The organism is Seohaeicola sp. 4SK31, assembly GCF_028802875.1.
In the GTDB taxonomy this organism is placed as follows: Bacteria; Pseudomonadota; Alphaproteobacteria; order Rhodobacterales; family Rhodobacteraceae; genus Seohaeicola.
Window position 1 is genome coordinate 127,341 of the sequence record NZ_JARAMP010000009.1, and the last position, 24,466, is coordinate 151,806.

At 64.9% G+C, this 24,466-nt stretch carries 23 protein-coding genes; 11 read left to right on the top strand and 12 right to left on the bottom strand.

The genetic code is table 11. The features are described 5' to 3' along the window. Positions 1-332: 332 nt before the first annotated feature. Together msrB and PVW27_RS09675 are read left to right on the top strand one after the other, a co-directional pair. Positions 333-809, top strand: coding sequence for a peptide-methionine (R)-S-oxide reductase MsrB (msrB, locus tag PVW27_RS09670; protein WP_274557228.1), 477 nt, complete (start codon positions 333-335; stop codon positions 807-809). Between the two features lie 114 nt (positions 810-923). Further along, positions 924-1,400 (top strand): MarR family winged helix-turn-helix transcriptional regulator, encoded by a 477-nt coding sequence (locus PVW27_RS09675; RefSeq protein ID WP_274557230.1) that lies wholly within the window; start codon positions 924-926, stop codon positions 1,398-1,400. A 43-nt stretch (positions 1,401-1,443) separates the two neighbouring features. Here the strand turns inward: PVW27_RS09675 and PVW27_RS09680 are convergent, their stop codons facing one another. Continuing rightward, positions 1,444-2,070, bottom strand: coding sequence for a J domain-containing protein (locus PVW27_RS09680; RefSeq protein WP_274557232.1), 627 nt, complete (start codon positions 2,068-2,070; stop codon positions 1,444-1,446). Between the two features lie 75 nt (positions 2,071-2,145). On the opposite strand from PVW27_RS09680, the gene PVW27_RS09685 reads away from it, so the two are divergent. After that, positions 2,146-2,403 (top strand): BolA family protein, encoded by a 258-nt coding sequence (locus PVW27_RS09685; RefSeq protein WP_274557233.1) that lies wholly within the window; start codon positions 2,146-2,148, stop codon positions 2,401-2,403. Between the two features lie 39 nt (positions 2,404-2,442). Here the strand turns inward: PVW27_RS09685 and PVW27_RS09690 are convergent, their stop codons facing one another. The 3 genes from PVW27_RS09690 to gatB form a co-directional block, all read right to left on the bottom strand. After that, the gene (locus PVW27_RS09690) at positions 2,443-2,871 is read right to left on the bottom strand and encodes a DUF4177 domain-containing protein (protein ID WP_274557235.1); all 429 of its coding nucleotides are present in this window, start codon (positions 2,869-2,871) and stop codon (positions 2,443-2,445) included. Between the two features lie 128 nt (positions 2,872-2,999). Then, positions 3,000-3,479: a thioesterase family protein gene (locus tag PVW27_RS09695; protein ID WP_274557237.1), complete on the bottom strand. Its 480-nt coding sequence runs from the start codon at positions 3,477-3,479 to the stop codon at positions 3,000-3,002. A gap of 24 nt (positions 3,480-3,503) precedes the next feature. Then, positions 3,504-5,015 carry an Asp-tRNA(Asn)/Glu-tRNA(Gln) amidotransferase subunit GatB gene (gene gatB / locus PVW27_RS09700; RefSeq protein ID WP_274557239.1) on the bottom strand — a complete coding sequence of 504 codons (1,512 nt, stop codon included), beginning with the start codon at positions 5,013-5,015 and terminating at the stop codon, positions 3,504-3,506. Between the two features lie 160 nt (positions 5,016-5,175). Between gatB and PVW27_RS09705 the strand changes: the two genes are divergently transcribed. Continuing rightward, positions 5,176-5,895 (top strand): transglycosylase SLT domain-containing protein, encoded by a 720-nt coding sequence (locus PVW27_RS09705; RefSeq protein WP_274557241.1) that lies wholly within the window; start codon positions 5,176-5,178, stop codon positions 5,893-5,895. Here PVW27_RS09705 and PVW27_RS09710 read toward each other — a convergent pair. Beyond that, entirely contained in the window at positions 5,874-6,308 is a 435-nt protein-coding gene (locus PVW27_RS09710; RefSeq protein WP_274557242.1) for a hypothetical protein, read from the bottom strand. The two genes, PVW27_RS09705 and PVW27_RS09710, sit on opposite strands and share 22 nt — an antisense overlap. 55 nt (positions 6,309-6,363) lie before the next feature. After that, positions 6,364-8,916, bottom strand: coding sequence for an aminopeptidase N (pepN, locus tag PVW27_RS09715; protein WP_274557244.1), 2,553 nt, complete (start codon positions 8,914-8,916; stop codon positions 6,364-6,366). A 154-nt stretch (positions 8,917-9,070) separates the two neighbouring features. Between pepN and PVW27_RS09720 the strand changes: the two genes are divergently transcribed. The 6 genes from PVW27_RS09720 to PVW27_RS09745 all read left to right on the top strand — a co-directional run bounded on the left by PVW27_RS09720 (position 9,071) and on the right by PVW27_RS09745 (position 15,044). Then, a complete protein-coding gene (locus PVW27_RS09720; protein ID WP_274557245.1) occupies positions 9,071-10,588 on the top strand; it encodes an FAD-binding domain-containing protein in 1,518 nt (505 codons plus the stop codon). Positions 10,589-10,593: 5 nt separating this feature from the next. Beyond that, positions 10,594-10,761: a DUF2256 domain-containing protein gene (locus PVW27_RS09725; protein WP_274557289.1), complete on the top strand. Its 168-nt coding sequence runs from the start codon at positions 10,594-10,596 to the stop codon at positions 10,759-10,761. A gap of 114 nt (positions 10,762-10,875) precedes the next feature. After that, positions 10,876-13,014, top strand: coding sequence for a malate synthase G (locus PVW27_RS09730; RefSeq protein ID WP_274557247.1), 2,139 nt, complete (start codon positions 10,876-10,878; stop codon positions 13,012-13,014). 18 nt (positions 13,015-13,032) lie between these two features. Next, on the top strand, positions 13,033-13,455 hold the full coding sequence (locus PVW27_RS09735) for a GlcG/HbpS family heme-binding protein (RefSeq protein ID WP_274557249.1): 423 nt from the start codon (positions 13,033-13,035) through the stop codon (positions 13,453-13,455). 164 nt (positions 13,456-13,619) lie between these two features. Beyond that, positions 13,620-14,393: a gamma-glutamyl-gamma-aminobutyrate hydrolase family protein gene (locus PVW27_RS09740; protein WP_274557250.1), complete on the top strand. Its 774-nt coding sequence runs from the start codon at positions 13,620-13,622 to the stop codon at positions 14,391-14,393. Positions 14,394-14,495: 102 nt separating this feature from the next. Then, complete coding sequence (locus PVW27_RS09745; RefSeq protein ID WP_274557252.1) at positions 14,496-15,044, top strand: flavodoxin domain-containing protein; 549 nt, start codon at positions 14,496-14,498, stop codon at positions 15,042-15,044. A 125-nt stretch (positions 15,045-15,169) separates the two neighbouring features. Here PVW27_RS09745 and PVW27_RS09750 read toward each other — a convergent pair whose 3' ends face one another. The 3 genes from PVW27_RS09750 to PVW27_RS09760 all read right to left on the bottom strand — a co-directional run bounded on the left by PVW27_RS09750 (position 15,170) and on the right by PVW27_RS09760 (position 20,569). Beyond that, positions 15,170-17,668, bottom strand: coding sequence for a Hint domain-containing protein (locus tag PVW27_RS09750; protein ID WP_274557254.1), 2,499 nt, complete (start codon positions 17,666-17,668; stop codon positions 15,170-15,172). Positions 17,669-17,861: 193 nt separating this feature from the next. Next, positions 17,862-20,102 (bottom strand): xanthine dehydrogenase family protein molybdopterin-binding subunit, encoded by a 2,241-nt coding sequence (locus PVW27_RS09755; protein ID WP_274557256.1) that lies wholly within the window; start codon positions 20,100-20,102, stop codon positions 17,862-17,864. A 2-nt stretch (positions 20,103-20,104) separates the two neighbouring features. Next, a complete protein-coding gene (locus PVW27_RS09760) occupies positions 20,105-20,569 on the bottom strand; it encodes a (2Fe-2S)-binding protein (RefSeq protein WP_274557258.1) in 465 nt (154 codons plus the stop codon). 108 nt (positions 20,570-20,677) lie between these two features. Here PVW27_RS09760 and PVW27_RS09765 point away from each other — a divergent pair, with 108 nt between their 5' ends. Beyond that, positions 20,678-21,283, top strand: a complete 606-nt coding sequence (locus PVW27_RS09765; protein ID WP_274557259.1) for a TetR/AcrR family transcriptional regulator — start codon at positions 20,678-20,680, stop codon at positions 21,281-21,283. A gap of 59 nt (positions 21,284-21,342) precedes the next feature. Here the strand turns inward: PVW27_RS09765 and kynA are convergent, their stop codons facing one another. The 3 genes from kynA to PVW27_RS09780 form a co-directional block, all read right to left on the bottom strand. Next, a complete protein-coding gene (gene kynA, locus PVW27_RS09770) occupies positions 21,343-22,179 on the bottom strand; it encodes a tryptophan 2,3-dioxygenase (RefSeq protein WP_274557261.1) in 837 nt (278 codons plus the stop codon). Between the two features lie 185 nt (positions 22,180-22,364). Beyond that, the gene (kynU, locus tag PVW27_RS09775; RefSeq protein WP_274557263.1) at positions 22,365-23,558 is read right to left on the bottom strand and encodes a kynureninase; all 1,194 of its coding nucleotides are present in this window, start codon (positions 23,556-23,558) and stop codon (positions 22,365-22,367) included. Between the two features lie 91 nt (positions 23,559-23,649). Next, a complete protein-coding gene (locus tag PVW27_RS09780; protein WP_274557265.1) occupies positions 23,650-24,411 on the bottom strand; it encodes an SDR family NAD(P)-dependent oxidoreductase in 762 nt (253 codons plus the stop codon). Positions 24,412-24,466 lie beyond the last annotated feature (55 nt).

Below are 24,466 nucleotides of genomic sequence, written 5' to 3' on the forward strand. Positions count from 1 at the left end.
TCGGGCCCCTGGCCCTCATCCATCTGCGTGATTTCGCTTACAGGTTTGGTGCAACATAATGCGGGCAAGGGCAAGGGGGGCTGCTGTTTTCCGTCACGGCCCTGACCGGCCCGTCGGTGCCCTGTGACAGGACCGGACAGAGGCGGTGGCACATCTGCCCGATTGGCGCATGTGATTGAAACTATGCCCCCCACCGCAGCGTGTCTTCCCTGTGGTCCGCAAGCCTTGGGGCCATGTTCGCGTGCCTCCCGGTCACGTGAACGTGCACCGTCCGCCCTTGCGGAACGGCGGGCGGTGCACGCATCTTGAACCCCACAGGGAAGGAAAACCCCATGAACAGACGCAGCTTTACCATCCTAACAAGCGCGGGCCTGACCTATGGCCTGTTCGGCGCCGGGCGCGGATCGGCGCAGGCCGCGCAGTTCGAGGTGACCCGCACCGAGGCCGAATGGCGCGCCATGCTCACCCCCGCCGAATACCGCGTGATGCGCGAAGAGGGGACGGAACGCGCCGGTTCCTCGCCGCTCGACAAGGTCTATGATCCCGGTGTGTACCACTGCCGGGGCTGCGACCTGCCGCTATATGATGCAAGCACCAAATATGACAGCGGCACCGGATGGCCCAGTTTCTATCAGGCGCTGCCGGATGCGATCGGCACCAGTCAGGACCGCAAGCTTTTCATGCTGCGCACCGAATGCCATTGCCGCCGCTGTGGCAGCCATCTGGGCCATATCTTCGATGATGGCCCGCAGCCCACGGGCAAGCGTCATTGCCTGAACGGTGTGTCGCTGGTGTTCAAACCCGCCTGACGGGTCCGATCCGGCAGGTCTTTGAACGGCCTTTGCGACAATCGCTTGTGGAACTGGTCGCGGGCGATATAGTCGTCAGACCGATATCAGACCTGCCAGACTGGACCGGCGACAATGGCGAAAGCTCCTCAGCCCGACGCGATGCTGTGCTTCAACCTCTATGCGGCCAGCCACGCCTTCACGCGCTACTACAAGCGGCTCTTGTCGCCCCTCGGGCTGACCTATCCGCAATACTTGGTCATGCTGCGCCTGCACAAGGCGGATGGGCAGCATGTCGGCAGCCTTGCGCGCGATCTGTGCCTTGAAACGAATACGCTCTCGCCCCTGCTCAAGCGGATCGAGGTGATGGGCCTTGTCCGCCGCGCCCGCAGCAGCGAGGACGAGCGGAGGGTTGATCTTTTCCTGACGGAAAAGGGAAGGACGGTCGCGGCACGCTGCGCCGAAATTCCGTGGCAGATCGTGGCCGAACTCGGGCTCGATCTGGATCAGGTGCGCCAATGCTCGGACATGCTGCTGGACCTGCGCGCCAGACTGGCCGCGCGCGACAGCGGGACCGAAGACATGCCCGACCTGTCAGAAGAGCACGGCTGAACGCCGCCGGACCTTGCCCGCCTTGCCGTTCAGGTGACGGTGATCACTTGAAGTTGCGGCTGTCCTTGATCTGATCCCAGGCCCAGACCACCTCTTGCAGCTGCTCTTCCTGACTGCGATCCCCGCCATTCATGTCGGGATGCAGCACCTTGATCAGCGCCTTGTAGGATTTGCGCACCTCGGCCTTGGTCCAATGGTCCTTGGCCTCAAGGATCTCGATGGCGCGCCGCTCCGTCGGTGGCAGCTTGCGGGTGCCGCCCGTGATCGACTTTCCGGGATTGCGCGTGGCATTGTTGCCCAGCACCTGATGCGCGTCCTCGATCCCCAGCCGCGCCCAGGCGCGCGCCTCGGGGTCACCCAGGGGCTTCGTCGCGCGCTCCCAGACCTTGTCCTTGGACAGTTGCGCGTTGATCTCGGCCTCGGTGGTGCCGTCAAAGAAGTTCCACTTCAGATTATACTCGCGCACATGGTCCTTGCAGAACCAGAAATAGTCATCCAGCACATCCGGCGCCTTGGGCGCGCGGAACTTACCGGCCTCCTGACAGCCGTCGTGATCGCAGATGCGGCTTGAGGTTTCGACAGCACCCGACATGCCTCGCCGACCACGAGGATTCTTCTTCTTGGCCGACGACACGGACATGTCGAACCCGAAGGGATCTGGCTTGGACATAGGTTCACCTTTTCGACTCGGAGCACAGAGTTTAGACTGTTTGCACAAGGATTGAAGGGGGCACGGGGTAAATTTATGAGCAGGACGGAAGAGATCAGATCGGCGCTTGAGACGGTGTTTTCGCCGCAACGTCTTGAAGTCATTGACGAAAGCGAGCAGCATCGTGGTCATGCAGGCTATAGCGACGGCGGCGAGAGCCATTTCCGGGTCATCATCCGGTCACACCAGTTCGCCCCCATGACCCGCTTGCAGCGTCACCGCGCCATTCACGCGGCCTTGGGGCCGCAATTGATCGGGCGGATTCATGCGCTGGCGCTGGATGTGACGGGCTGATCCGGTCCATCCCGGCATGAGGCGATGCCGCCGCGCGCCTCAGTCGCGCGAGGTGTCGCTGCCGTCCTTCACCAGACTGCCCGACAGGGTCCTGGGCGAGGGCACCGGCGGGGCCTTGGGCGACGGTTCCGACACTGCGGACAGGGCAGGGCGGATGAAGCGCACGGGCGCGTCCCCCGCCTGCTCGGGTGCCGCGACAGGCTGAACGTCGCGCGGCTGGAACGCCTCAAGCGCGGTTTCCGTCTTGCGCCGGAACACAAGCATGTTGTGATAGACGGTCTTGCGCCCGGTCAGCCCGGCGCGTTCCTCGGATGGCAGCGTCTCGGCGCGCTGAAACTCCCATCCGTCCTGGGCCATGCTGTTCATCGCCTCTTGCAGGGTCAGGGCGAACCGCTCCTCGACCGTCTTGGCCCCCTTGGCCTTGGTACCCTTGGTCGGGGCGGGAATGACGCGGTATTCATAGCTCATGGGCGGGGTCCTGACATCTGGATCGAGGGCTTGTAGCAGCCAAAGGCCGCAGGTTCCAGCGCGATGCACAGCAATCTCGCCCCATGGGCGGTTCTTCGCAACGCCACCGTCCGGCGCCCCGCGCGCGGCTATTTGCGCTTCAACGCGATGCCGCGCCCCACGCGTTCCGGCCGGGGCAGGGTGTCATGCGCCGCCTGCAACGCCGCCAGCTTGGCGCGGATGTCGTCTGGCATCACCGCCACGCGCGGGCCGGACATGTCGATATGCAGCCCCAACGCCTCGCCCGTTGCGGCCAGCCAGCCATCCTCGTGCCACAGCTCCTGATAGGTGTGAAACCGCTTCTCGTCATGGGCGATCAGCTGAAAGGTGCAGCGCACCTTCGCGCCCAGATGCAACTCGCGCACATAGCAGATGTGGAATTCCGCCGTGAAGGTCGAATGACCCCGCGTCTTGATGTAATCCGGCCCGAACCCCATCAGGGCATAGGCTTCATCCGCGCAACGGTCGAACAACACGTTGTAATAGGCCATGTTCATATGGCCGTTATGGTCGATCCATTGCGGCTCGACCTCCATCACGGATGATGTGAAAGGCGCGGGAATACTCATCGGTCTCTCCTGTCGCCGGGGCGGTCAAAGACCCAGCTTGTCCATCACCAACTGGTTGACGGTCGCCGGATTGGCCTTGCCACCCGTGGCCTTCATCACCTGACCCACAAACCAGCCTGCCAGTTTCGGGTTCTGCTTGGCTTTTTCCACCTGCGCCGGGTTCTCGGCGATGATCTGATCGACCGCCGCCTCGATGGCACCGGTATCCGTCACCTGCTTCATCCCGCGCGCGTCCACGATCTGCGCCGGATCACCGCCTTCGGTATAGACGATCTCGAACAGGTCCTTGGCGATCTTGCCCGAAATCGCCCCAGAGGCGATCAGATCAATGATCCCGCCCAGTTGCGCCGGGCTGACCGGGCTGCCCGAGATATCCAGACTGTCCTTCTTCAGGCGCCCGAACAGCTCGTTGATCACCCAGTTCGCTGCCATCTTGCCATCACGCCCCTGCGCCACGGCCTCGAAATACCCCGCCGCGTCCAGTTCCGCCGTCAACACGCTTGCGTCATAGTCGGTCAGGCCGAAATCACCCATGAAGCGCGCCTTCTTGGCGTCGGGCAATTCAGGCAGACGCGCCTTGATGTCATCGACCCAAGCCTGCTCGATCTCCAGCGGCAGCAGATCGGGATCGGGGAAGTAACGGTAATCATGCGCCTCTTCCTTGGAGCGCATCGACCGCGTCTCGTTCTTCTCCACATCGTAAAGCCGCGTTTCCTGCACGACCTGACCGCCCGCCTCGACGATGGCGATCTGGCGCCGCGCCTCGACCTCGATGGCCATCTGGATGAACCGCATCGAGTTCATGTTCTTGATCTCGCAGCGCGTGCCAAGATGGCTGAAATCGCCTGTCGCCTGATATTTCTCATACTGGCCGGGCGCGCAGATCGACACGTTCACATCGGCGCGCAGGTTGCCGTTCTGCATGTTCCCGTCACAAGTGCCCAAGTAACGCAGAATCTGGCGCAGTTTGGTCACATAAGCGGCGGCTTCTTCGGGGCCGCGAATATCGGGGCGGCTGACAATCTCCATCAGCGCCACGCCCGTGCGGTTCAGGTCCACAAAGGACATGTTCGGGTCCATGTCATGGATCGACTTGCCCGCATCCTGCTCCAGATGAATCCGCTCGACCCGCACCAGACGCGCGACACCGGGGCCCATCTCGACCAGAATCTCGCCCTCACCCACGATGGGATGATAGAGCTGGCTGATCTGATAGCCCTGCGGCAGATCGGGGTAGAAATAGTTCTTGCGGTCAAAGGCCGACCACAGGTTGATCTGGGCCTTCAGGCCCAGCCCCGTGCGCACCGCCTGTTCGACGCAGAATTCGTTGATCACCGGCAGCATCCCCGGCATGGCGGCATCGACAAAGGCCACATTGGCATTGGGTTCATTGCCGAATTTCGTGGACGCGCCCGAGAACAGCTTGGCGTTCGAGGACACCTGCGCATGGACCTCCATCCCGATCACAAGCTCCCAATCCTGCTTGGCCCCGGCGATCACGCGGGGTTTCGGGGTCTCGTAGGTCAGATCAAGCATCGGTCCGGTCCTTTGGTCTGGAATGGCAGCGTTCTAGGACAGGGGCAGGGGCGGGGCAAGAGGGCAGAGGCCCCGCCGCAACCGCCCCTGATGGGCAAAGCGGCGCCTATGCGGAAAAACCGGGCTTTCGCGACTCGACCGCGCAGGGCAACCTGCACCGATGCTGCCACGCCTGCTGCCCTTGCTGATCTGCCTGTGCCTTGCCCTGCCTGTCACGGCCGAGCAAGCGGCCCTGTCACAGGCCACCATCGCCACATCCGGCACCCTCGTCCCCACCGTGACGCGCCCGCGTGCGCGCAGCGAGGCATTGCCACGCATGGCATGGGGCCGGACGTCGGGCACGGCGCTCTGGACGCGCGCGGCCCTTTCGGCGCTTCAGGGGCATGCCGCCCCGCTGGCGCAGACCGTGCCGGGCGACATCGCCGACTGGTGCCCGGCCTACCCACAAGCCGATGCGGCGCAACGGCGCGCCTTCTGGGTGGGGCTCGCCTCGGCTCTGGCGCGGTATGAAAGCGGCCATCGCGCAGCCGCTGTCGGAGGCGGCGGGCTCTATCACGGCTTGTTGCAGATCCTGCCCGCCACGGCGGCGGGCTATGGCTGCGACGCGCGCAGCGGGGCCGCCTTGCAGAACGGGGCGGCGAACCTTTCCTGCGGCTTGCGGATCATGGCGCGCACCGTGGCCCGCGACGGGGTGATCGCCGTGCAAGCCGGTCGCTGGCGCGGGGTGGCGGCCGACTGGGGGCCGATCCGCAGCGCGGACAAGCGCGCACAGATGCAAAACTGGCTGAAAAGCCAAAGTTATTGCCGCCCGCTTTCCGCGGTCCGCCCCAAGGCGCGGCCCGCCGGGCTGCACATCGCTCAGAGCAGCGAGAAAGGGTGACGCTCCACCCTGATCCCCGCCCGGATCACCGCGGCTTCCAGTGCAGGCACCTGTGGCAGACAATCCTGCGGCAACCGGATACGCCGATCATCCCGCAACACGACCGAGACACGGTAGCTCAGGTCCAGCCTCCGATCCAACCGCACGGCCTTGATCCGCGCCAGCGGAATCCTGTCTGACCGCGCACCGCTGAACCAGTGCAGGCTGTCCTGCGTCAGCGTCAGACCCGAGGCACGATCCGTCACCAGATCCCACAGCGCGGGCAGGGTGAACAGTCCCAGCCCCGCCACGATCCAGAGGGCGGCGTCCAGCAGCACCACCAGCAGAAGCAACACCCCCCAGACCCCCGCCAGGACCAGCGCCGTGCGCGGGTTGCGCCCACGGCTGTGATGATCCAGCAGGGCCTGAGTCACGGGGCAGGCCGGGGCTGAGTATTTGACGCAAGATGAAGCAGGGGGCCGTCCTCTGTCATGATCCCAAGATACGGCTCACCATCTCGGTGGTATCGCGGCTGAGGCTGGGGGTCTCCAGAATACGCTCCAGCGCGGCGCGGGCATGGGCCTGCCGCGTGGCGTCATAGCGGGTCCATGTCTCGAAGGCGGCGCACATGCGGGCGGTTGTCTGCGGGTTCACCGGGTCCAGCTTGATCAGCCAATCGGCCAAGGTGGCATAGCCTTGCCCCGTGGCATGGTGGAACCCCGCCGCGTGCCCCGCCAGCGCGCCGAATGTGGCGCGGAACCGGTTGGGGTTGCGCATGTTGAATTCGGGATGCCGCGCCAGTGCGGCGGCGCGACTGGCCGCGTCCTCGGGCCGCGCATGGCTGACGGTCAGGGCGAACCACTTGTCCATCACCAGCCGGTCATGGCGCCATTGATCGTGGAAGGCTGTGCTCTCCGCCTCGCCGATCTGGTGCGCCATCAGGCAGGACAGCGCGGTCAGTTGCTGGGTCATGTTGTCGGCGGCGGCGAATTGCGCGCGCGCGGTTTTCCCGGCGTCCAGACGCGTCAGCAGCGACAGGACCAGCCCTTGCAGATCGCGCTTGCCCGCCGCGCCGGCCTCCGGGTTGTAGGGGCCGGGCACCGTCATCTCGGCATAAAGGGCGGGCAGCAGATCCGCCATATGCGCGGCCATGCTCTGGCCCAGACGGTCGGCGGCGTCGTAGATGGCCTGCGGATCGGGTGTATGCCCCGCATCATGCAGCGCCTGCGCGATGTCGTCCTGCGAGGGCGGCCGCATCGCCAGCGCGCGGAAGGCCGGATCAAGGCTGTCGTCGCGCAACACGGCGCGCAGGGCGTCCAGATAGGCGCGGTCGGCCTCCGCCCCGGTCAGGGCCATCCGCATCAGCGTCTCGCGGCCCAGGGCGCGGCCCGCCTCCCATTTGTTGAACGGGTCGGTGTCATGGGCCAGCAGGAAGGCGCGTTCCGCATTGTCCATGTCCCGCTCCAGGATCACCGGGGCCGAGAAGCCCCGCAGGATCGACGGCACGGGCTTGGCCGCCAGCCCGTCGAAGCGGAAGCTTTGTTCCGCCGCGGTCATCTCCAGAACAGTGGTCGGCCGCACCTCATCGCCATTGGGGTTGAGCAGCCCCACCGCCACCGGGATCACGCGCGGCGCCTTGTCTGGCTGGCCCGGCGTGGGGGGCGTGTGCTGGCGGAAGGTCAGCGTATAGGTGCCGTCCTGCCAACTGTCGGTCACGCTCAGCCGCGGGGTGCCCGCATCCGTATACCAGCGCTTGAACTGCGCCAGATCGCGCCCCGTCACATCCTCGAACACCCTGAGCCAATCCTCGATCGTGACGGCCTGCCCGTCATGGCGCGCGACATATTCCTGCAAGGCCGCCGCATAGGCCTCATCCCCAACCAGCGTCTTGAGCATCCCCACCAGTTCCGCCCCCTTTTCATAGACCGTGGCGGTGTAGAAATTGTTGATCTCGACAAAGCTTGCCGGGCGCACGGGATGCGCCAATGGCCCGTTATCCTCGCGGAACTGCCGCGCCCGCAGCGCGATCACATCCGCGATCCGCTTGACGGGGGCCGAGCGCATGTCGGAGGTGAACTGCGCATCGCGGAACACCGTCAGCCCTTCCTTCAGGCATAGCTGGAACCAGTCGCGGCACGTGATCCGGTTGCCGGTCCAGTTGTGGAAATACTCATGCGCAATGATCGCCTCGATCCGCTCGTAATTCGCATCCGTCGAGGTGTCGGGCGAGGCCAGAACGCAGCTTGAGTTGAAAATGTTCAACCCCTTGTTCTCCATCGCGCCCATATTGAAGTCATCCACGGCGACGATGTTGAAAATATCCAAGTCGTATTCCAGCCCGTAAACCTCTTCCTCCCACCGCATCGACCGTTTCAGCGCGTCCATGCCATAGGCGCATTTGCCCTCATCCCCCGGACGCACCCAGATGTTCAGCGCCACATCGCGCCCCGAGGCGGTGGTGAACCGATCCGCATGTGCCACCAGATCACCGGCCACCAGCGCGAACAGATAGGATGGCTTGGGCCATGGATCGTGCCACTCGGCCCAGCCCTCGCCAGTCGCCACCGGGTTGCCGTTCGACAGCTTGACCGGCGTGGCCCCCTCGATCCGCACGGTGAAGACCGCCATCACATCGGGCCGGTCGGGATAATAGGTGATCTTGCGGAACCCTTCCGCCTCGCATTGGGTGCAATACATGCCGTTCGACAGATACAGCCCCTCAAGGGCGGTATTGGCGGCAGGCGCGATCTCGACCTCGGCCTCAAAGGTGAAGGGCGCGTCTGGCAGGTCGCAGCTCAGACCCTGCGGCGTCACCTCGGGCGTGACCGCCGCGCCGTCGATCCGGGCGCTGATCAGTTGCAACTGCTCGCCATGCAGAAAGAACCGACGATCCGCACTGTCCGGGTTGGGGCGAAAGCGGATACGGCTGATCACGCGGGTGCGGTCAGGGTCCAGCCGGAAGGTCAGATGCACAGCCTCGACCAGATAGCCGAAAGGGGTATAGTCGGACAGATATACGGGCTGGGGGGCGGCGTCTTTCATGATGCTCCTCGGGGATGCTGTTGCGCCCGAGGGTAGGGCGCGGGGGGCGCCTTCGCAATGGGCGCGCGCGCAGGCCGCTGTCGGATATGAGTATTTTTGGCAAGATGAAGCAGGGTGGCGTTGCTTTTGGCATGGCACCGCTAGATCGCAGGGGATGACGGGCACGATACTCTGGTTCAAGCGGGATCTGCGGGTGGCGGATCATCCGGCGCTGGCGCGGGCGGCGCAGATCGGTGCGCCCGTGCTGCCGCTCTATATCGTCGAGCCGGGACTTTGGGCACAGTCCGATGCCGATGCGCGGCATTACGGCTTTCTGCGCGAGTCTCTGGTCGATCTGAAGGATCGGTTGGACCGGATCGGCTTGGCGCTGGTGATCCGGGTGGGCGAGGCCGTGACAGTGCTGGAGGATTTGCGCGCGCGCCACGCCATCACCCGGCTGATCAGCCATGAGGAGACCGGCAACGGCTGGACCTATGCGCGCGACCGGGCGGTGGCGGCCTGGGCGCGGGGGCAAGGCGTGGTCTGGGAAGAACTGCCGCAATCCGGCGTGGTGCGGCGGTTGCGGGGCCGCGATGGCTGGGCCGCCGCGCGGGACCGCGTCATGGCGGGGCCGGTGGCTGTGCCGGGCCGCGTGACGATGCTGGCGGATGTCGCCTCAAGCGCGCTGCCGGGCGCGGCGGCGCTGGGGCTGGGCGCGGATGCCCCGCAACGCCAGCGCGGCGGGCGCGCCGCAGGTCTGGCGCGTCTGGACACATTCCTGACGGAACGCGGGCAGGATTACCGCCGCGCCATGTCCTCGCCGTTGCAGGGGGCGACGGCCTGCTCGCGCCTGTCGCCGCATCTGGCCTTTGGCACCATCTCGGCGCGCGAGGCGGAACAGGCGGCCGCGCGGCGCGCCGTGCAGGTGCGGGGCACCGGCGATGGCTGGCCGGGATCGGTGCAATCCTTCCGCGCGCGTCTGGCATGGCGCGATCACTTCATGCAAAAGCTGGAGGATGAACCCGCGCTGGAATGGCGCTGCCTGCATCCCGCCTATGAAGGGTTGCGGCCCGCCATGCCCGATGCCGCGCGTCTTGCGGCGTGGCAAAAGGGCGAGACGGGCCTGCCCTTCGTCGATGCCTGCATGCGGTCGCTGGCAGCCACGGGCTGGCTCAATTTCCGCATGCGCAGCATGGTCATGGCGGTGGCCAGCTATCATCTCTGGCTCGACTGGCGCGCCACGGGGGCGCATCTGGCGCGGATGTTCACCGATTACGAGCCGGGGATTCACTGGAGCCAGGTGCAGATGCAATCGGGCACCACAGGCATCAATACGCTGCGGATCTACAACCCCGTGAAACAGGGCATGGATCAGGACCCGACAGGGGCGTTCACGCGGGCTTGGGTGCCCGAACTCGCGGCGGTGCCCGATGCCCTGCTGCAAGAGCCGTGGCGCTGGGACGGGGCAGGGGGATTGCCCTATCCCGCGCCCATCGTGGATGTGAAACAGGCTGCAGCCTGGGCGCGCGACCGGGTCTGGGCGGTGCGTCAGGGCGACGGGTTTCGCGCGCAGGCCGCACAGGTGGTGCGCAAACATGCCAGCCGCAAGGATGCCAAGGGACGCTTCCGCCGCGATCCGGTGGCGGTGAAGCAGGCGAAGAAGGACAGCCGGCAGATGGGCTTTGATTTCTGATGGCGATGCGGCGCAAATCCGACCTTCCGCAAAAGACCTGCGCTACCTGCGGTCGGCCCTTCACATGGCGCAAGAAATGGGAACGCGTCTGGGAGGAGGTCCGCTATTGTTCCGACCGTTGCCGGGGCACGCGCGGCAAGGCGAAGGAGACGTCCCGAAAGCCTTCACCATGAGGTGTTATTGGTCAGGTTTTCTGACCGCCTCTGTTGCCTATCGGAAACTTTGGTCCTAATAAGCGACGCATCACGGGTATGCGGCGGAATGCCGTGCGAAAAGGGAGCAGAACCATGTCAGATCGCGTCACCACACACGGACTTCAGGTGGACCGTCAACTGTTCGATTTCGTCGAGGCGCGCGCCTTGCCGGGCACCGGGCTTGCCTCCGAGGCGTTCTGGTCCGGTTTCGCGGGCCTGATCCGCGACATGACCCCCAGAAACCGTGCGCTGCTGTCGAAACGCGCGGATCTGCAGGCCAAGATCGACGCATGGCATATCGCGCGGCGCAACCAGTCGCATGACCCGGCCGCCTACAAGGCCTTCCTCGAGGAGATCGGCTATCTGCTGCCCGAAGGCCCGGATTTCAAGATCGAGACCACCAATGTGGACCCCGAGATCGCCACGATCCCCGGCCCGCAGCTTGTCGTGCCGATCACCAATGCCCGTTTCGCCCTGAACGCCGCGAATGCCCGCTGGGGCAGCCTCTATGACGCGCTCTATGGCACCGATGCCATGGGGACCACGCCCCCCAAGGGCGGCTATGACCGTGGCCACGGCGCCCGCGTCGTCGCCCGCGCCCGCGTCTTTCTGGACGAGGCCTTCCCCGTGCAGGGCACCAGCCACGCCGATGCCCGCCGCTACCATGTGCAGGACGGCCAGCTGCTGATCGACGACCACCCGCTGATGACGCCTGCCAAATTCGCAGGCTACCGCGGCCACCCCAAGGCCCCCGATGCCGTGCTTCTGGTCAATAACGGCCTGCATGTCGAACTGATCTTCGACCGCACCCATCCCATCGGCGCGCGCGATCAGGCGGGGCTGGCCGATGTGGTGCTGGAATCAGCCATTTCCGCCATCATGGATTGCGAGGATTCGGTCGCCTGCGTGGATGCCGAGGACAAGGTGCTGGCCTATGGCAACTGGCTGGGCCTCATGCAGGGCGATCTGGAGGAGACGTTCGAGAAGGGCGGCAAACCCATGACCCGCCGCCTTGCCGCCGACCGCACCTTCACGGCACCCGATGGCAGCACCATCACCCTCAAGGGCCGCGCGCTGCTCTGGGTGCGCAATGTGGGTCACCTCATGACCAACCCCGCCATTCTGGACGCCGAGGGGAACGAGGTGTTCGAAGGTCTGATGGACGCGATGATGACCGTCATGATCGCCATGCATGACCTCAAGAAACGCGGCAATTCCACCCTCGGGTCTGTCTATGTCGTGAAACCCAAGATGCACGGCCCCGAGGAAGTGGCCTTCGCGGATGAGATTTTCGCCCGCGTCGAAGACGTGCTGGGCCTGCCCCGCAGCACCGTCAAGATCGGCGTCATGGACGAGGAGCGCCGCACCTCCGTCAACCTCAAGGAATGCATCCGCGCGGCGAAAACCCGCGTCGCTTTCATCAACACCGGCTTTCTTGACCGCACGGGCGACGAAATCCACACCTCGATGGAAGCCGGTCCCTTCAGCCGCAAGGATTTCATCAAGCGCAAGGGCTGGATCACCGCTTACGAAGACCTCAACGTCGATATCGGTCTGGAATGTGGCCTGTCCGGCAAGGCCCAGATCGGCAAGGGCATGTGGGCCATGCCCGACATGATGGCCGCGATGCTGGAGCAGAAGATCGGCCACCCCAAGGCAGGCGCCAACTGCGCCTGGGTGCCCAGCCCGACAGCCGCCACGCTGCACGCGCTGCATTACCACAAGGTCGATGTCTTCGCCGTGCAGGCGCGTCTGGCCAAAGGCGGTCGGCGCGGTCATGTGGAAGGCATCCTCGATATCCCGCTGGCGGCCTATCAGAAATGGACCGACGCCCAGAAGATCGCTGAGGTCGAGAATAACGCCCAAGGCATCCTTGGTTATGTCGTGCGTTGGATCGACCAGGGCGTCGGCTGCTCCAAGGTGCCCGATATCAACGATGTCGGCCTGATGGAGGATCGCGCCACCTGCCGGATCTCGGCCCAGCATGTGGCCAACTGGCTGCATCACGGCATCGTCAGCCGCGATCAGGTGATGGCCGCGATGCAGAAGATGGCCGCCGTGGTGGACCGTCAGAACGCCTCCGACCCGGCCTATCGCCCGATGGCCCCCGGTTTCGACGGCATCGCCTTCCAGGCGGCCTGCGATCTGGTGTTTGAGGGCCGCGTGCAGCCGTCGGGTTACACCGAGCCGGTTCTGCACCGCCGTCGGCTTGAATTCAAGGCAGCGCATTAAGCGCGAACGGAGGACAGCATGACGATCACACTGGAACAGGCGCAGACCATGATTGCCGTGGCGCGCGACAAGGGCCGCGAGATGGGGCTGAAACCCCTCTCCGTGGCCGTGCTGGACGCGGGCGGGCATCTGCTCGCCTTCGCACGCGAGGATGGGGCCAGCCCCGGACGGTTCGAAATCGCCCGTGGCAAGGCTTACGGGTCGATCATGCTGGGCATGCCCGGATCGGCGCAGATGGCGCGGGCCGAGGGGCAGTCCTATTTCATGGCCGCCATGAACGGCACCTTCGACGGCAAACTCGTGCCGGTGCCGGGTGGCGTGCTGGTGAAACAGGGCGACACGATCATCGGCGCGGTCGGCGTGACCGGCGATACCTCGGACAATGACGCGGCCGTGGCCGTGGCAGGGATCGAGGCGGCAGGCTTCACCGCCTGGGCCTGACCGCGCTCCGGGGCGCGATTGTCAAACGAACGGCATCAAAGCGCCGCTTAATCGGGCATTTGAAACAAAGCGGGGCAGAAAGGCCCCGCTTTCGTGTTTCCATGTGGTGCGGAAACCTATATCTTGGGATGTAACAGGCGCGTAACACCATCAGGACAGCAGGCATGGCACGACCCGTCGTCGGCATTATCGGCAACCATCATCTGATCAACGACCAGTATCCGGCCCATGCCGGGGGGGCGATGAACTCCGAGGCGGTGTCCTGTGTCGCGGGATGCATGCCGTTGCTGATCCCCGCGGACCCGCGATTTGTCTCGGTGGATGAGCTGCTGGACTCCTGTGACGGTTTCCTGCTGACGGGCGGACGGCCCAACGTGCATCCCAATGAATATGGCGAGGACGAGACCGAGGCCCACGGCGCCTTTGACCGGGCGCGGGATGCCATCGCCCTGCCACTTGTGCGCGCCTGCGTCGAACGTGGCCAGCCCTTCCTCGGCATTTGCCGCGGCTTTCAAGAGGTCAACGTGGCGATGGGCGGCAGCCTTTATCCCGAAATCCGTGATCTTCCGGGCCGCATGAATCACCGCATGCCCCCCGATGGCACGCTGGAAGAGAAATTCGCCCTGCGCCATGCCGTGACCTTCACCGAAGGCGGGGTGTTCCATCGTCTGATGGGCGCGCAAGAGGTGATGACCAATACGCTGCACGGGCAGGGGATCTGCCGCCCCGGCGCGCGGATTGTCATTGACGGCTACGCCCCCGATGGCACGCCCGAGGCGATCTATGTCAAGGATGCGCCCGGATTTACCCTGTCTGTTCAATGGCATCCCGAATGGGACGCCGCGAATGATCCGGTTTCGCGGCCACTGTTCACGGCCTTTGGTGACGCGGTCCGGGCATGGGCTGCGCGCGGGGCCAAGGTCCTGAAGTCCGCCTGAACCCCATGCGGCCCGATCTGGCCGCAATTTGCGCCAGCGCAAAGAATCGTCTTTTCATGCTGTGCTATCCTTCTGGTTGTTCATAACCCGGAGGGTGCCGCCATGACCGTTCTGATCGCCTATGCCACGACCGAAGGGCAGACCCGCAAGATCGCCCGTTTCTGTGCCGATCACCTGATCGCGCGCGGGCTCAGCGTCGAATTGCTGCCACTGGCTGATCTCGAGGACGAAGACCATGTCGACATGGCCCGTTTCGATGCCGCGATCCTGGCGGGGTCGCTGCATGGCATGCGGTTGCAGCCACAGCTCGTGCGCTTTGCCGCCCGCCACGCTGCCGCGTTGAACGACCGGCCCGGACTGTTCCTCATGGTCTCGCTGGCGGCGGCAGGAAACGATCCGCAAGAACACAAGGATCTTGCGCGGTTATCGTCGGAATTCGCAGAAACCTCCGGCTGGGCCCCCGGAAAAGTGGTGCATGTTGCTGGTGCATTCCGCTTCACGCAATATGACTTCTTCAAAAGCCTCGCGATGCGCTGGATCGCCCATAGCAAGGGCGAGGTTGTCGATCCCCATGCCGACCGGGAATATACCGACTGGGCCGCGCTGGCCGACCTCATGGCGCGCTGGCCCGATGCGGGGCCGAAGGGTTAAAATTTCCTGAATCCTCGGCGGCAAGCCTTTGATTTCATTGATGCTGTAAAATGTCCCATGATGGGACACTCCAAGGGGCATCTGATCCGGCGCTCGCCCCCCCGGATCAAGGACGGGCTGTCGGGTCAGCCCTGCATCAGAAGCTGGGTCTCATGCCGGCGCAGGCAGGTGCGCGCCGTCTCGCCATAGCCCGAGGGATCGGCCCGCAGTTCCGGAAAGCATTGGAACAGATCGTCCCGGCTGGCCTCCGACAGGGCCTGCAACCCGACATGGCCGGGATGAAAACTCTCGGTCGCGGCCCCCTCGGCAAAGATGATCTCGTGCCGGTCGAACAGAAGATGCAGATAGGTCACCTGCGGGCAAGTCACCTGCGTGATCGTCCGCCCATTGACCAGATGCTTGGCCGACAACAGAACTTCGGGCGTGTCGAAATAAAGCGTGGCCGCCGTTGACCGGTGCAGCATCCGATGCTGCGGCGACACCAGCAGCGGCGCGCTATTGCCCAGAACACCCGCCTCAAACCGGATCGGGGCAAAGTCCCCATGCCCCACCACCTCCCGCCGCCCGGTCCAGCGCAGGGGTTGCAGGCCGTTGTCGCGGGTCACCACCAGATCGCCGGGGCGAAGATCCTCGACCGGGCGGGGTCCCTGATCGGTCAGGATCCGCGTGCCAGCGGTGAAACAGATGATGACACCTTCCATGTTCGAGAAGGTCACAAGGGTGCCATCCGTCAGCGTGGCGCTGCCCGACAGGGCATTGGGGTCGGTGCTGGTGTAGACCACATCCTCCCAGTCCACCAGACCGCCGAAATTGATCGTGTCGCCACCCGGTTCATCCGCCTCGCCGCCGTCGATGGTGATCGTGCCGCCGCCCATCGCCGAAGGGTCAAGCAGGAAGGTATCGTTTCCGGCCCCGCCAAAGACCGTGTCGCCTGCGCCCACATGGATCACATCGTCGCCCGCGCCGCCGTCGATCAGGTCAGCCCCTGTTCCGCCGATGATCGTATCGTTGCCGTCCCCGCCAAAGAGCGAGTCGTCACCGCCGCGCCCGTCCAGAAGGTCGTCGCCATCGCCGCCATAGAAGACATTCGTATAGTCGGCGCCTTGCCCGTCGAATCCGATCAGCGTGTCGTTCCAGTCCGACCCGATGATCCCGTCGATCCCGCCGGTGATCGTGTCATTGGCCGCGTCCCCACCCGAGACGGTGTTGGTGGACAGATCTACGGACACACCCGCGCCCGAGGCGGAGTAGTCCACCACATCCATTCCCGATCCGCCCGAGATGGCATCAGCGCCCGCGCCACCGACGAAGGTATCGTCCCCGTCGCCGCCGAACAGTTGGTTGATCCCGCCGCCGCCGCTCAGCAGGTCGTGGCCCGCATCCCCCTGAAGCGTGTCGTTGCCGGGGCCGCCGAAAAGCTGATCGTCGCCGCTGCCGCCGGACAGGGAATCCGCCCCGGCCTCGCCATGAAGCGTGTCATTTCCGTCGCCACCCGAGAGGGTATCATCGCCCGCAACCTCGGGGATCGTGGTGAAGTGCACGTCCGAAACCCAGATGCCCTGCGTCCCGTTCAGACCGTTGGAATAGGAGATGCTGATCTGGCTGACGGGACCGGTGATCTGGACCAGCGCCGAGCCGGAGGCGCTGTTGGGATTGTCCGCCAGATTGTTGGCGCGGATCGTATTGCCCGAGACGGTATCGCCCGCGCCGGGGGTGATCGACACGGTGACCGGGTTCCCGTTCACGTCCAGGGCGTTGACGGTGATCAGGTCGCGGTGATTGCCGCCGCCCCAGTCGATATCGTTGATGCGGAACTGCACGTTCTGCACCTGATCGGACATTCCGCTATCTGCCGTCGCCGCGAAGTCGATGACGGTGGTCGATGTCGCCCCGTCGCCATTGCCGAAAAGATAGAGGCTGGAGGTCGGGTCGAACGGTTCGCCGCCGGCGACATAGGTCGGATCGTTGGATTCGACCTGAAAGGTGGGGTTGTTGTTGCCGTTGTTCACAAAGCTGACCGACACGTTCATCGTGCCGGTATCCTGCGTGAAGCCAGCCGCGAGATTGGCCCCGTCCGCACCTTGTGCGGTCCAGTCCAGCACCTCGGTCGTGGCGCTGGCCTGCGGCGCGTTCATGTCGCCGTGGATCACGTCATCGCCCGCGCCCCCGTCGATCACGTCATTGCCGCCACCGCCCTTGATCGTGTCATGGCCTGCACCGGACAGCACCGTATCATTGCCCGCGCCTGCGTCGATCTGGTCGGCACCCGCGCCCGGGCTGTCGCCATCGTCATCGGTGAAGCTGCTGTCGATCAGCTCTGCCCCGTCCGAGCCCGTCACAACGCCATCCGAAGCGCCATAGCTGGGGGCCGTTGTGGCGCTGGCCGAGGAGATGGTCGTGACCGGGCCATAGTCGGGGACGAAATAGACAAAACCGTCACTTCCCAGAAGATAGGCACCCGGTTCCACGGCATTGACGAAGGTCTGGCCATTCCATGTGCCGGACCATGTCCAACTGCCCGCACCTATGGTGCTGGCCGTGGTAAACGTCAGGAGCGGACCGCCGATCGCATCGCCGCTGTCCAGCGACCCGTTCCCGAGGCTGACCCTGTACCCGTTGGGCATATCGTGAACTCCGTTCGCGCGACCTGCGGCAGGTTCTCTCCGCAGGATGTTTCGTGTCTGGATACAGTCGGGTCCGGGCTAATTTTCGTAGAATTGGCGGCATTTTAGCGACCGACACGGCTGCACATGACAAAGCCCCGCCACAATTGCGGCGGGGCTTGTCCTGATCCCGAGGTTTTCTTGACGCTGATATCTAAGTCAAAAGGTCGAATTGTTCCATGAGGGGCAGGCTGCGGGCGCGGGTTCCGGTCAGATCGAACAGGGCATTGGCCAATGCAGGCATCGCGGGAGGCGTTCCCGGTTCACCCACACCGGACATATGCCGGTTCGTTTCCAGAATCCGTGTCTCTATCAACGGGCAGTTGTGCAGCCGTAGAGCATCGTAATCCGGGAAATTGCCCTGTTCCACCGCGCCATCGGCAAAGGTGATCTGCCCGAAAATGGCGGCAGAGAGGCCATAGATCATGCCGCCTTCCAACTGTGCGCGGATATTGCCGGGATCCAGCGCCAGCCCCACGTCCGCCGCGATCCATGCGCGGTTGATGCGGATCAGACCGCCTTCGTCGATCACCTCGATCACCTGTGCCACCGGACAGCCGAAGCTGTAGGTGAAGCCGACGCCGCGTCCGATTCCATCGGGAGTCTGGCCTGTCCAGCCCGACATCTCGCGCACGGCTTCCAAGGTGCCGGCCGAAGGCGCATGGGCCTCGCGCATCATCGAGAGGCGGAACTCCAGCGGGTCAACTGCGGCGGCATGGGCCAGCTCGTCAATGAAGGTGTCGTGGAAGAACCCGTTGAAGGAATTGCCCACCGCGCGCCAGAAGCCGACGGGGATGTCCATCTCGGCCAGATAGCCGCGGATGCGGTAATTGGGAATGGCATAGGGTTGATCGAACGCGCCTTCCACATGGCCCTTGTCCGGGCCGGGAGGGGCGAAGCCCGCCAGCCGCTGGCCCGCCTGCCGCGTGGTGGATTGCGCGGCGATCTGCCCGTCCAGCAGCATTGCGCGCCCGTCCCGCACCGCGCCACGGAAACGCGCGATGGCGCCGGGGCGGTAGAAGTCGTGGCGCATGTCTTCCTCGCGCGACCAGGTCAGTTGCACGGGCGTGCCCGGCATCGCGGCGGCAAGGCGTGCAGCATATACCGCATAGTCGCTTTCGCCGCGCCGCCCGAAGCCGCCCCCGAGCAGGGTTGTGTGGACCGTCACCTGTTCAGGGGACAGGCCCGTGGCCTCGGCGCATTTACCCTGGATGATGACGGGGGCCTGATTGCCGCACCAGATGGTCAGGCCATCGGCCGTCACATGGGCGGTGGCATTCATCGGTTCCATCGTGGCATGCGCCAGATAGGGCAGGCGGTATTCGGCTGTCACCTCGGTTGCGCCTTGCGGAAGCTCATCGGCGTTGCCGTCATTGCGCAGGGTGGAATTGGGCTTGCCGTCGAAGGTGGCCGCGATCACGGCGAAGGCGTCCTCGGTCGTTTGCGGCGCAGAGGACGCGGCCCAGTCGATCACCACCGCCTCGGCCGCCTGCATCGCGATCCATGTGTTATTTGCCACCACGGCGATGCCGTCGCCCAGATCGACCACACGCTCCACGCCTGCCATGGCCAGCGCGGGGGCGGGATCAAAGCTGCGCATCCCGGCACCCAAGGCGGGGTTGCGGCGCAGGGCGGCGAAGCGCATCCCCTCAACCCGCACGTCGATGCCGAAGGTGGCGGTGCCTGTGACCTTGGCGGGGATATCCAGACGCGGCATGGATTTGCCCAGATATTTCCATTCGGTTGCGGGACGCAGCAGGATATCCTGCGGCGGGTCGATCCGGGCCGCGTCGGAGGCCAGATCGACATAGGACAGGCGGGTGCCATCGGGGGCTATGACATGGCCATCTTCTGTCGTCAGGTCGGCGCGGGAGAGGTTCAGGCGTTGCGCCGCCGCCTCCTTCAGCGTCTCGCGCGCGGTCGCGCCTGCCATGCGCATCTTGTCGAACCCGTCCACGGTCGAGGTGGAGCCGCCCGTGACTTGCAGGGACATCATCTTGGGCAGCACGGACAGCGCCTGTTTCAGGCTGTGCTGCATGTCGGTCAGGGCGTAATCCTTGAAGGGCATGCCCGCGCCCATCAGCGCGCCGTTGAAATAGGCCTGCGCGGGTGGGCCGTGCAGGGTGGTGATATCCTCCCATGCCACGTCCAGCTCCTCGGCCACCATCGCGGCGAGGGTGGAGTGGATGCCTTGCCCCATCTCGGCGCGGGGGGTGATGATCGTGACGCCATCGGCATTGATCAGCACGAAAGGATTGAGCGCTGCACCCTGTTCGGGCGAGAGGGGATTGGGCGGCGTCTGGCGGGCCTTGTAGACGCCAAAGGCCACGCCACCCACGATGGCGACGGATCCGATCAGAAAGGAACGGCGGGCGATTTTACCGATGCTGGCCATGCTCACGCCTCCTTGAGCGCGCGGGCGGCGTCATGGATCGCGGCGCGGATACGGGGATAGGTGCCGCAGCGGCAGAGATTGCCCTGCATGGCGGCGTCGATGTCGTCATCGGTGGGTTCGGGTGTTTCGGTCAGCAGGCTGGCGGCCTGCATGATCTGTCCCGACTGGCAATAGCCGCATTGCGCCACCTGATGCGTGACCCAGGCCTGTTGCAGCGCGTGCATCGCGTCGGGCGTGCCCAGCCCTTCGATCGTGGTGACATTGCCCCAGACATCCCCCAGCGCCACCTGGCACGAGCGCACGGCCTGCCCGTCGATCTGCACGGTGCAGGCCCCGCAGGCGGCCACGCCGCAGCCGAATTTCGTGCCGGTCAGCCCGATCTCGTCGCGCAGCACCCACAGCAGGGGCACCTCGGGCGGCAGGTCGACGCTATGGTCGGTTCCGTTGATGGTCAGTGTCGTGGCCATGGGGTCGCTCCGGGCTGGAAAGGCTGTGTTCTGACAAAGTGGGCGAGATATGTCAGTTTGTCAATCTGGCAAATTGACGAAATGGATCAATTCTGTCACATGGTCAGCATGCCAGAGCAGACAGACAGCCCATTCACCCAGGACCCGCGCCAGAAGGCGATCCTCAAGGCCGCGTTCGAGGCCTTTTCCAGTTATGGGTTCCGGCGGACCTCGATGGAGGACATCGCCCGCGGGGCGGGCATGTCGCGGGCCGCGCTCTATCTGCATTATCGCAACAAGGAGGATATCTTCCGCTCCTTGACCCAGTTCTACTATGACGATGCGGTCGCGCAGGTCGAAGGCGTCCTGACCCAGGACCTGCCCATCGCCGAGGCTCTTGCACGGGCTTTCGAGGCTCAGGCAGGGCAGATCTTCGAGGCGCTTTTGTCCTCGCCGCATGGCGACGAGTTGCTGGATACCAAATATGCCCATGGCGCCGATATCGCGCAGGCGGGCGAGGCGCGGCTGGTCGCGGTCTATGCGGGCTGGTTGCGCGACAAGGCGGCTGCCGGGCAGATCAGCCTTGCCGTCAGCGAGAATGACCCGGCCGTGCTGGCCGCAACCATGCTGGCGGCGTTGCAGGGGTTGAAGACGCCGGTGCCGACCCCTGCCGCCTATCGCGCGGCCGCAGCGCTTCTGGCCGGGGTATTCGCCCGCGCCCTTGAGCCGCGCTGAACCGGCCTGCCTCTTCTTGCCTCAAATATCCAATCCGGACCGGGCCACAGCGCCGTCCGTCACAGATCGGTGCGCAGGTGCCAAAGCTCGGGGAACAGTTCCACCTCGAGCATCCGCTTGAGGTAGCTGACCCCGCCGGTGCCGCCGGTGCCGCGCTTGAAGCCGATCACGCGTTCGACCGTGGTCACGTGATTGAAGCGCCAGCGGCGGAAGTAATCCTCGAAATCCATCAGCTTCTCGGCCAGCTCATACAGCTCCCAATGGGTCTGTGGCGCGCGGTAGACGGTGATCCAGGCCTGTTTGACGGCCTCGGAGGGGGTATGGCTTTGCCTGATGTCGCGGTTCAGCACGTCATCCGGCAGCGGCACGGTCTGGTGCAGCAGGCGCAGCGCCACGTCATAGAGGGAGGGCTGGCGCAGCTCTTCCTCCAGCAGGGCCAGAATGGCGGGGCGATGCGCATGGGGGCGCAGCATGGCGTGGTTGCGATTGCCCAGCATGAATTCGATCTGGCGGAATTGATGCGACTGAAAGCCCGAGGATTGCCCAAGCGCATCGCGGAAGGCGGTATAGTCGCTGGGTGTCATGGTGCGCAGCACGTCCCAGGCGTTGTTGAGCTGTTCGAAGATGCGCGCGACGCGGGCCAGCATCTTGAAGGCGGGGCGCAACTGGCCGGCTTGCAGCGCGGTGCGGGCGGCGGCGATCTCGTGGATGGCAAGGCGCATCCAGAGTTCGGAGGTCTGGTGCTGGATGATGAACAGCATCTCGTCATGGGTGTCGGTCCATGTCTTCTGCGCGTTCAGGATCAGGTCCAGCGACAGGTAATCGCCATAGGACATGCGCCCGTCGAAGGTCATCTGCGCACCCTCGGCGGCGGGATCGTAGGGGGTCTGGGTCATGGTGGCCTCTGGTTCTGCTGCGCGGCGCTGTGGATTGGGCGTCGCAATGGATATTTGAAGCAAGAAGAAACAGCAGGTCGAGGGTCAGGCGTTCAGCGCCGCGCAATTGGCCAACCGCCGCCAGAGAGCGGCCCAGCCCGCAGGGCGGCAGAGGGGCAGGCTTTCGGTGGCGGCGCGCATGGACATCAGGTCACACGGGCGCGGGTCTTGTATTCGGGCCGGTCCCACAGGCTGTTGGTCATCACATCGGCGATGATGTTGATGGCCTTGTTCACATCGCCCTCGTCGATGAAGAGCGGCGTGAAGCCGAAGCGCATGATGTCGGGCGCGCGGAAATCGCCGATGACGCCGCGCGCGATCAGGGCCTGAATCGCGGCATAGCCATCGGCAAAGCGGAAGGAGACCTGGCTGCCGCGCTGGGACGCGTCGCGCGGGCTGGCCAGTGTCAGCATGGGGCAGGTGGCCTCGATCCCCTTGATGAATTGCTCGGTCAGCGCGACGGAGGCGGCACGGATGTCGTGCATGGTCGTCATGTCCCAGATGTCCATCGCGGCTTCCAGTGCGGCCAGCGCGATCACCGGGGGTGTGCCCACACGCATCCGCTCGATGCCCGAACCGGGGCGGTAGGAGGTGGCGAAGGCGAAGGGTGCCTCGTGACCCAGCCAGCCCGACAGGGCGGGGCGGGCGGTATCGGCATGGCGGGGGGCGACATAGATGAAGGCGGGGGCACCAGGGCCACCGTTGAGGTATTTGTAGGTGCAGCCCACCGCGAAATCCGCGCCGCATCCGGCCAGATCGACGGGCAGCGCACCCGCGCTATGCGCCAGATCCCAGATCGTGAGCGCACCTGCGGCATGGGCGCGGGCGGTCAGGTCGGCCATATCATGCTTGCGGCCCGTGCGGTAATCGACCTCGGTGATCAGGGTCACGGCGACCGCGTCGGTGATGTTGTCCGCCACGTCCTCGGGCGCGACGACGCGCAACTCATAGCCTCGGCCCAGTGACGCGATCAGCCCTTCGGCCATGTAGAGGTCCGAGGGGAAATTGCCGCTGTCGGACAGGATCACGCGACGGTCGGGGCGCATCTCCAGCGCCGAGGCAAGCGCCTGATAGACCTTGATCGAGAGCGTGTCGCCCATCACCACATGGCCCGGTTCCGCCCCGATCAGGCGGGCGATGCGGTCGCCCACACGGGTGGGCTGGTCCATCCATCCGGCCTTGTTCCAGCCGGTGATCAGCATCTCGCCCCATTCCTTGTCGATGACGCGGCTGACCTGCGCGGCGGCTTTGCGCGGCAGCGGGCCCAGCGAGTTGCCGTCCAGATAGATCATGCCTTCCGGCAGATGGAACATGGCCTTGGTTGCGGCGAAATCGGTCATGGTGGCCTCGAAACTATTTTAGGCTTAAAGCATTTCTCCGGAATAGGCGGTGCACCCCGGTTTGTCCACCGAAAAACCGGAGTCCGGCCGGTCAGCGCACCTGACCGCCCGCCATTTCGATGCATTGCGCGTTGATCGAACCTGACAGCGGATGGCAGAGCCACAGGGCGGCGGTCGCCACTTCCTCGACCGCGATGAGGCGGCGGTGGCGGTTGCTGTCGGCCATGGCCTGACGCGCCTGTTCGGCGGTCATGCCGGTGCGTTTGGCGATGGATTCCGATTGCAGCGCGACGATATCGGTTTCCACATAGCCGGGGCAGAGGGCGTTGAAGGTGATGGGGCCGCCCATGTGTTCCTCGGAATAAGAGCGGACAAGGCCGATCACGCCGTGTTTCGACGCGGAATAGGCGCCCGCCCCCTTGAGGCCACGCAGTCCCGCGAGGGAGGACACCACGATCACGCGGCCCCAGTCGGTGCCCAGCATGCCGCGCATCGCTTCGCGGATGGTCAGGAAAGCGCCGTCCAGATTGGTACGCATGATGCGGTGCCAGAAATCGAGTTCGGTCTTTTGCAGGCTCTTGCCCTCGGCAATCCCCGCATTGGCGATCAGGATCTGGATCGGACCACGCGCGGCGACGGCTTGTTTGATGCCGTCCACGATCTGCGCCTCTTCCATCACGTCCATGACCAACGGGTGCAGGCCGGGCGTGGCTTTCGCCGCCGCCTCCAGCACATCGGCGCGGCGGCCCGTGATGGTGACCTGCGCGCCCTCGGCGGCCAAAGCCTGCGCGATGGCAAGGCCGATGCCCGTTCCCCCGCCGGTGACCAATGCGTGTTTGCCTGTGTGGATCATGTTGTTCTCCCTTTCGGGGGGCAGAGTACGTGTCATGTGGCGCGTGGCAAGGGGC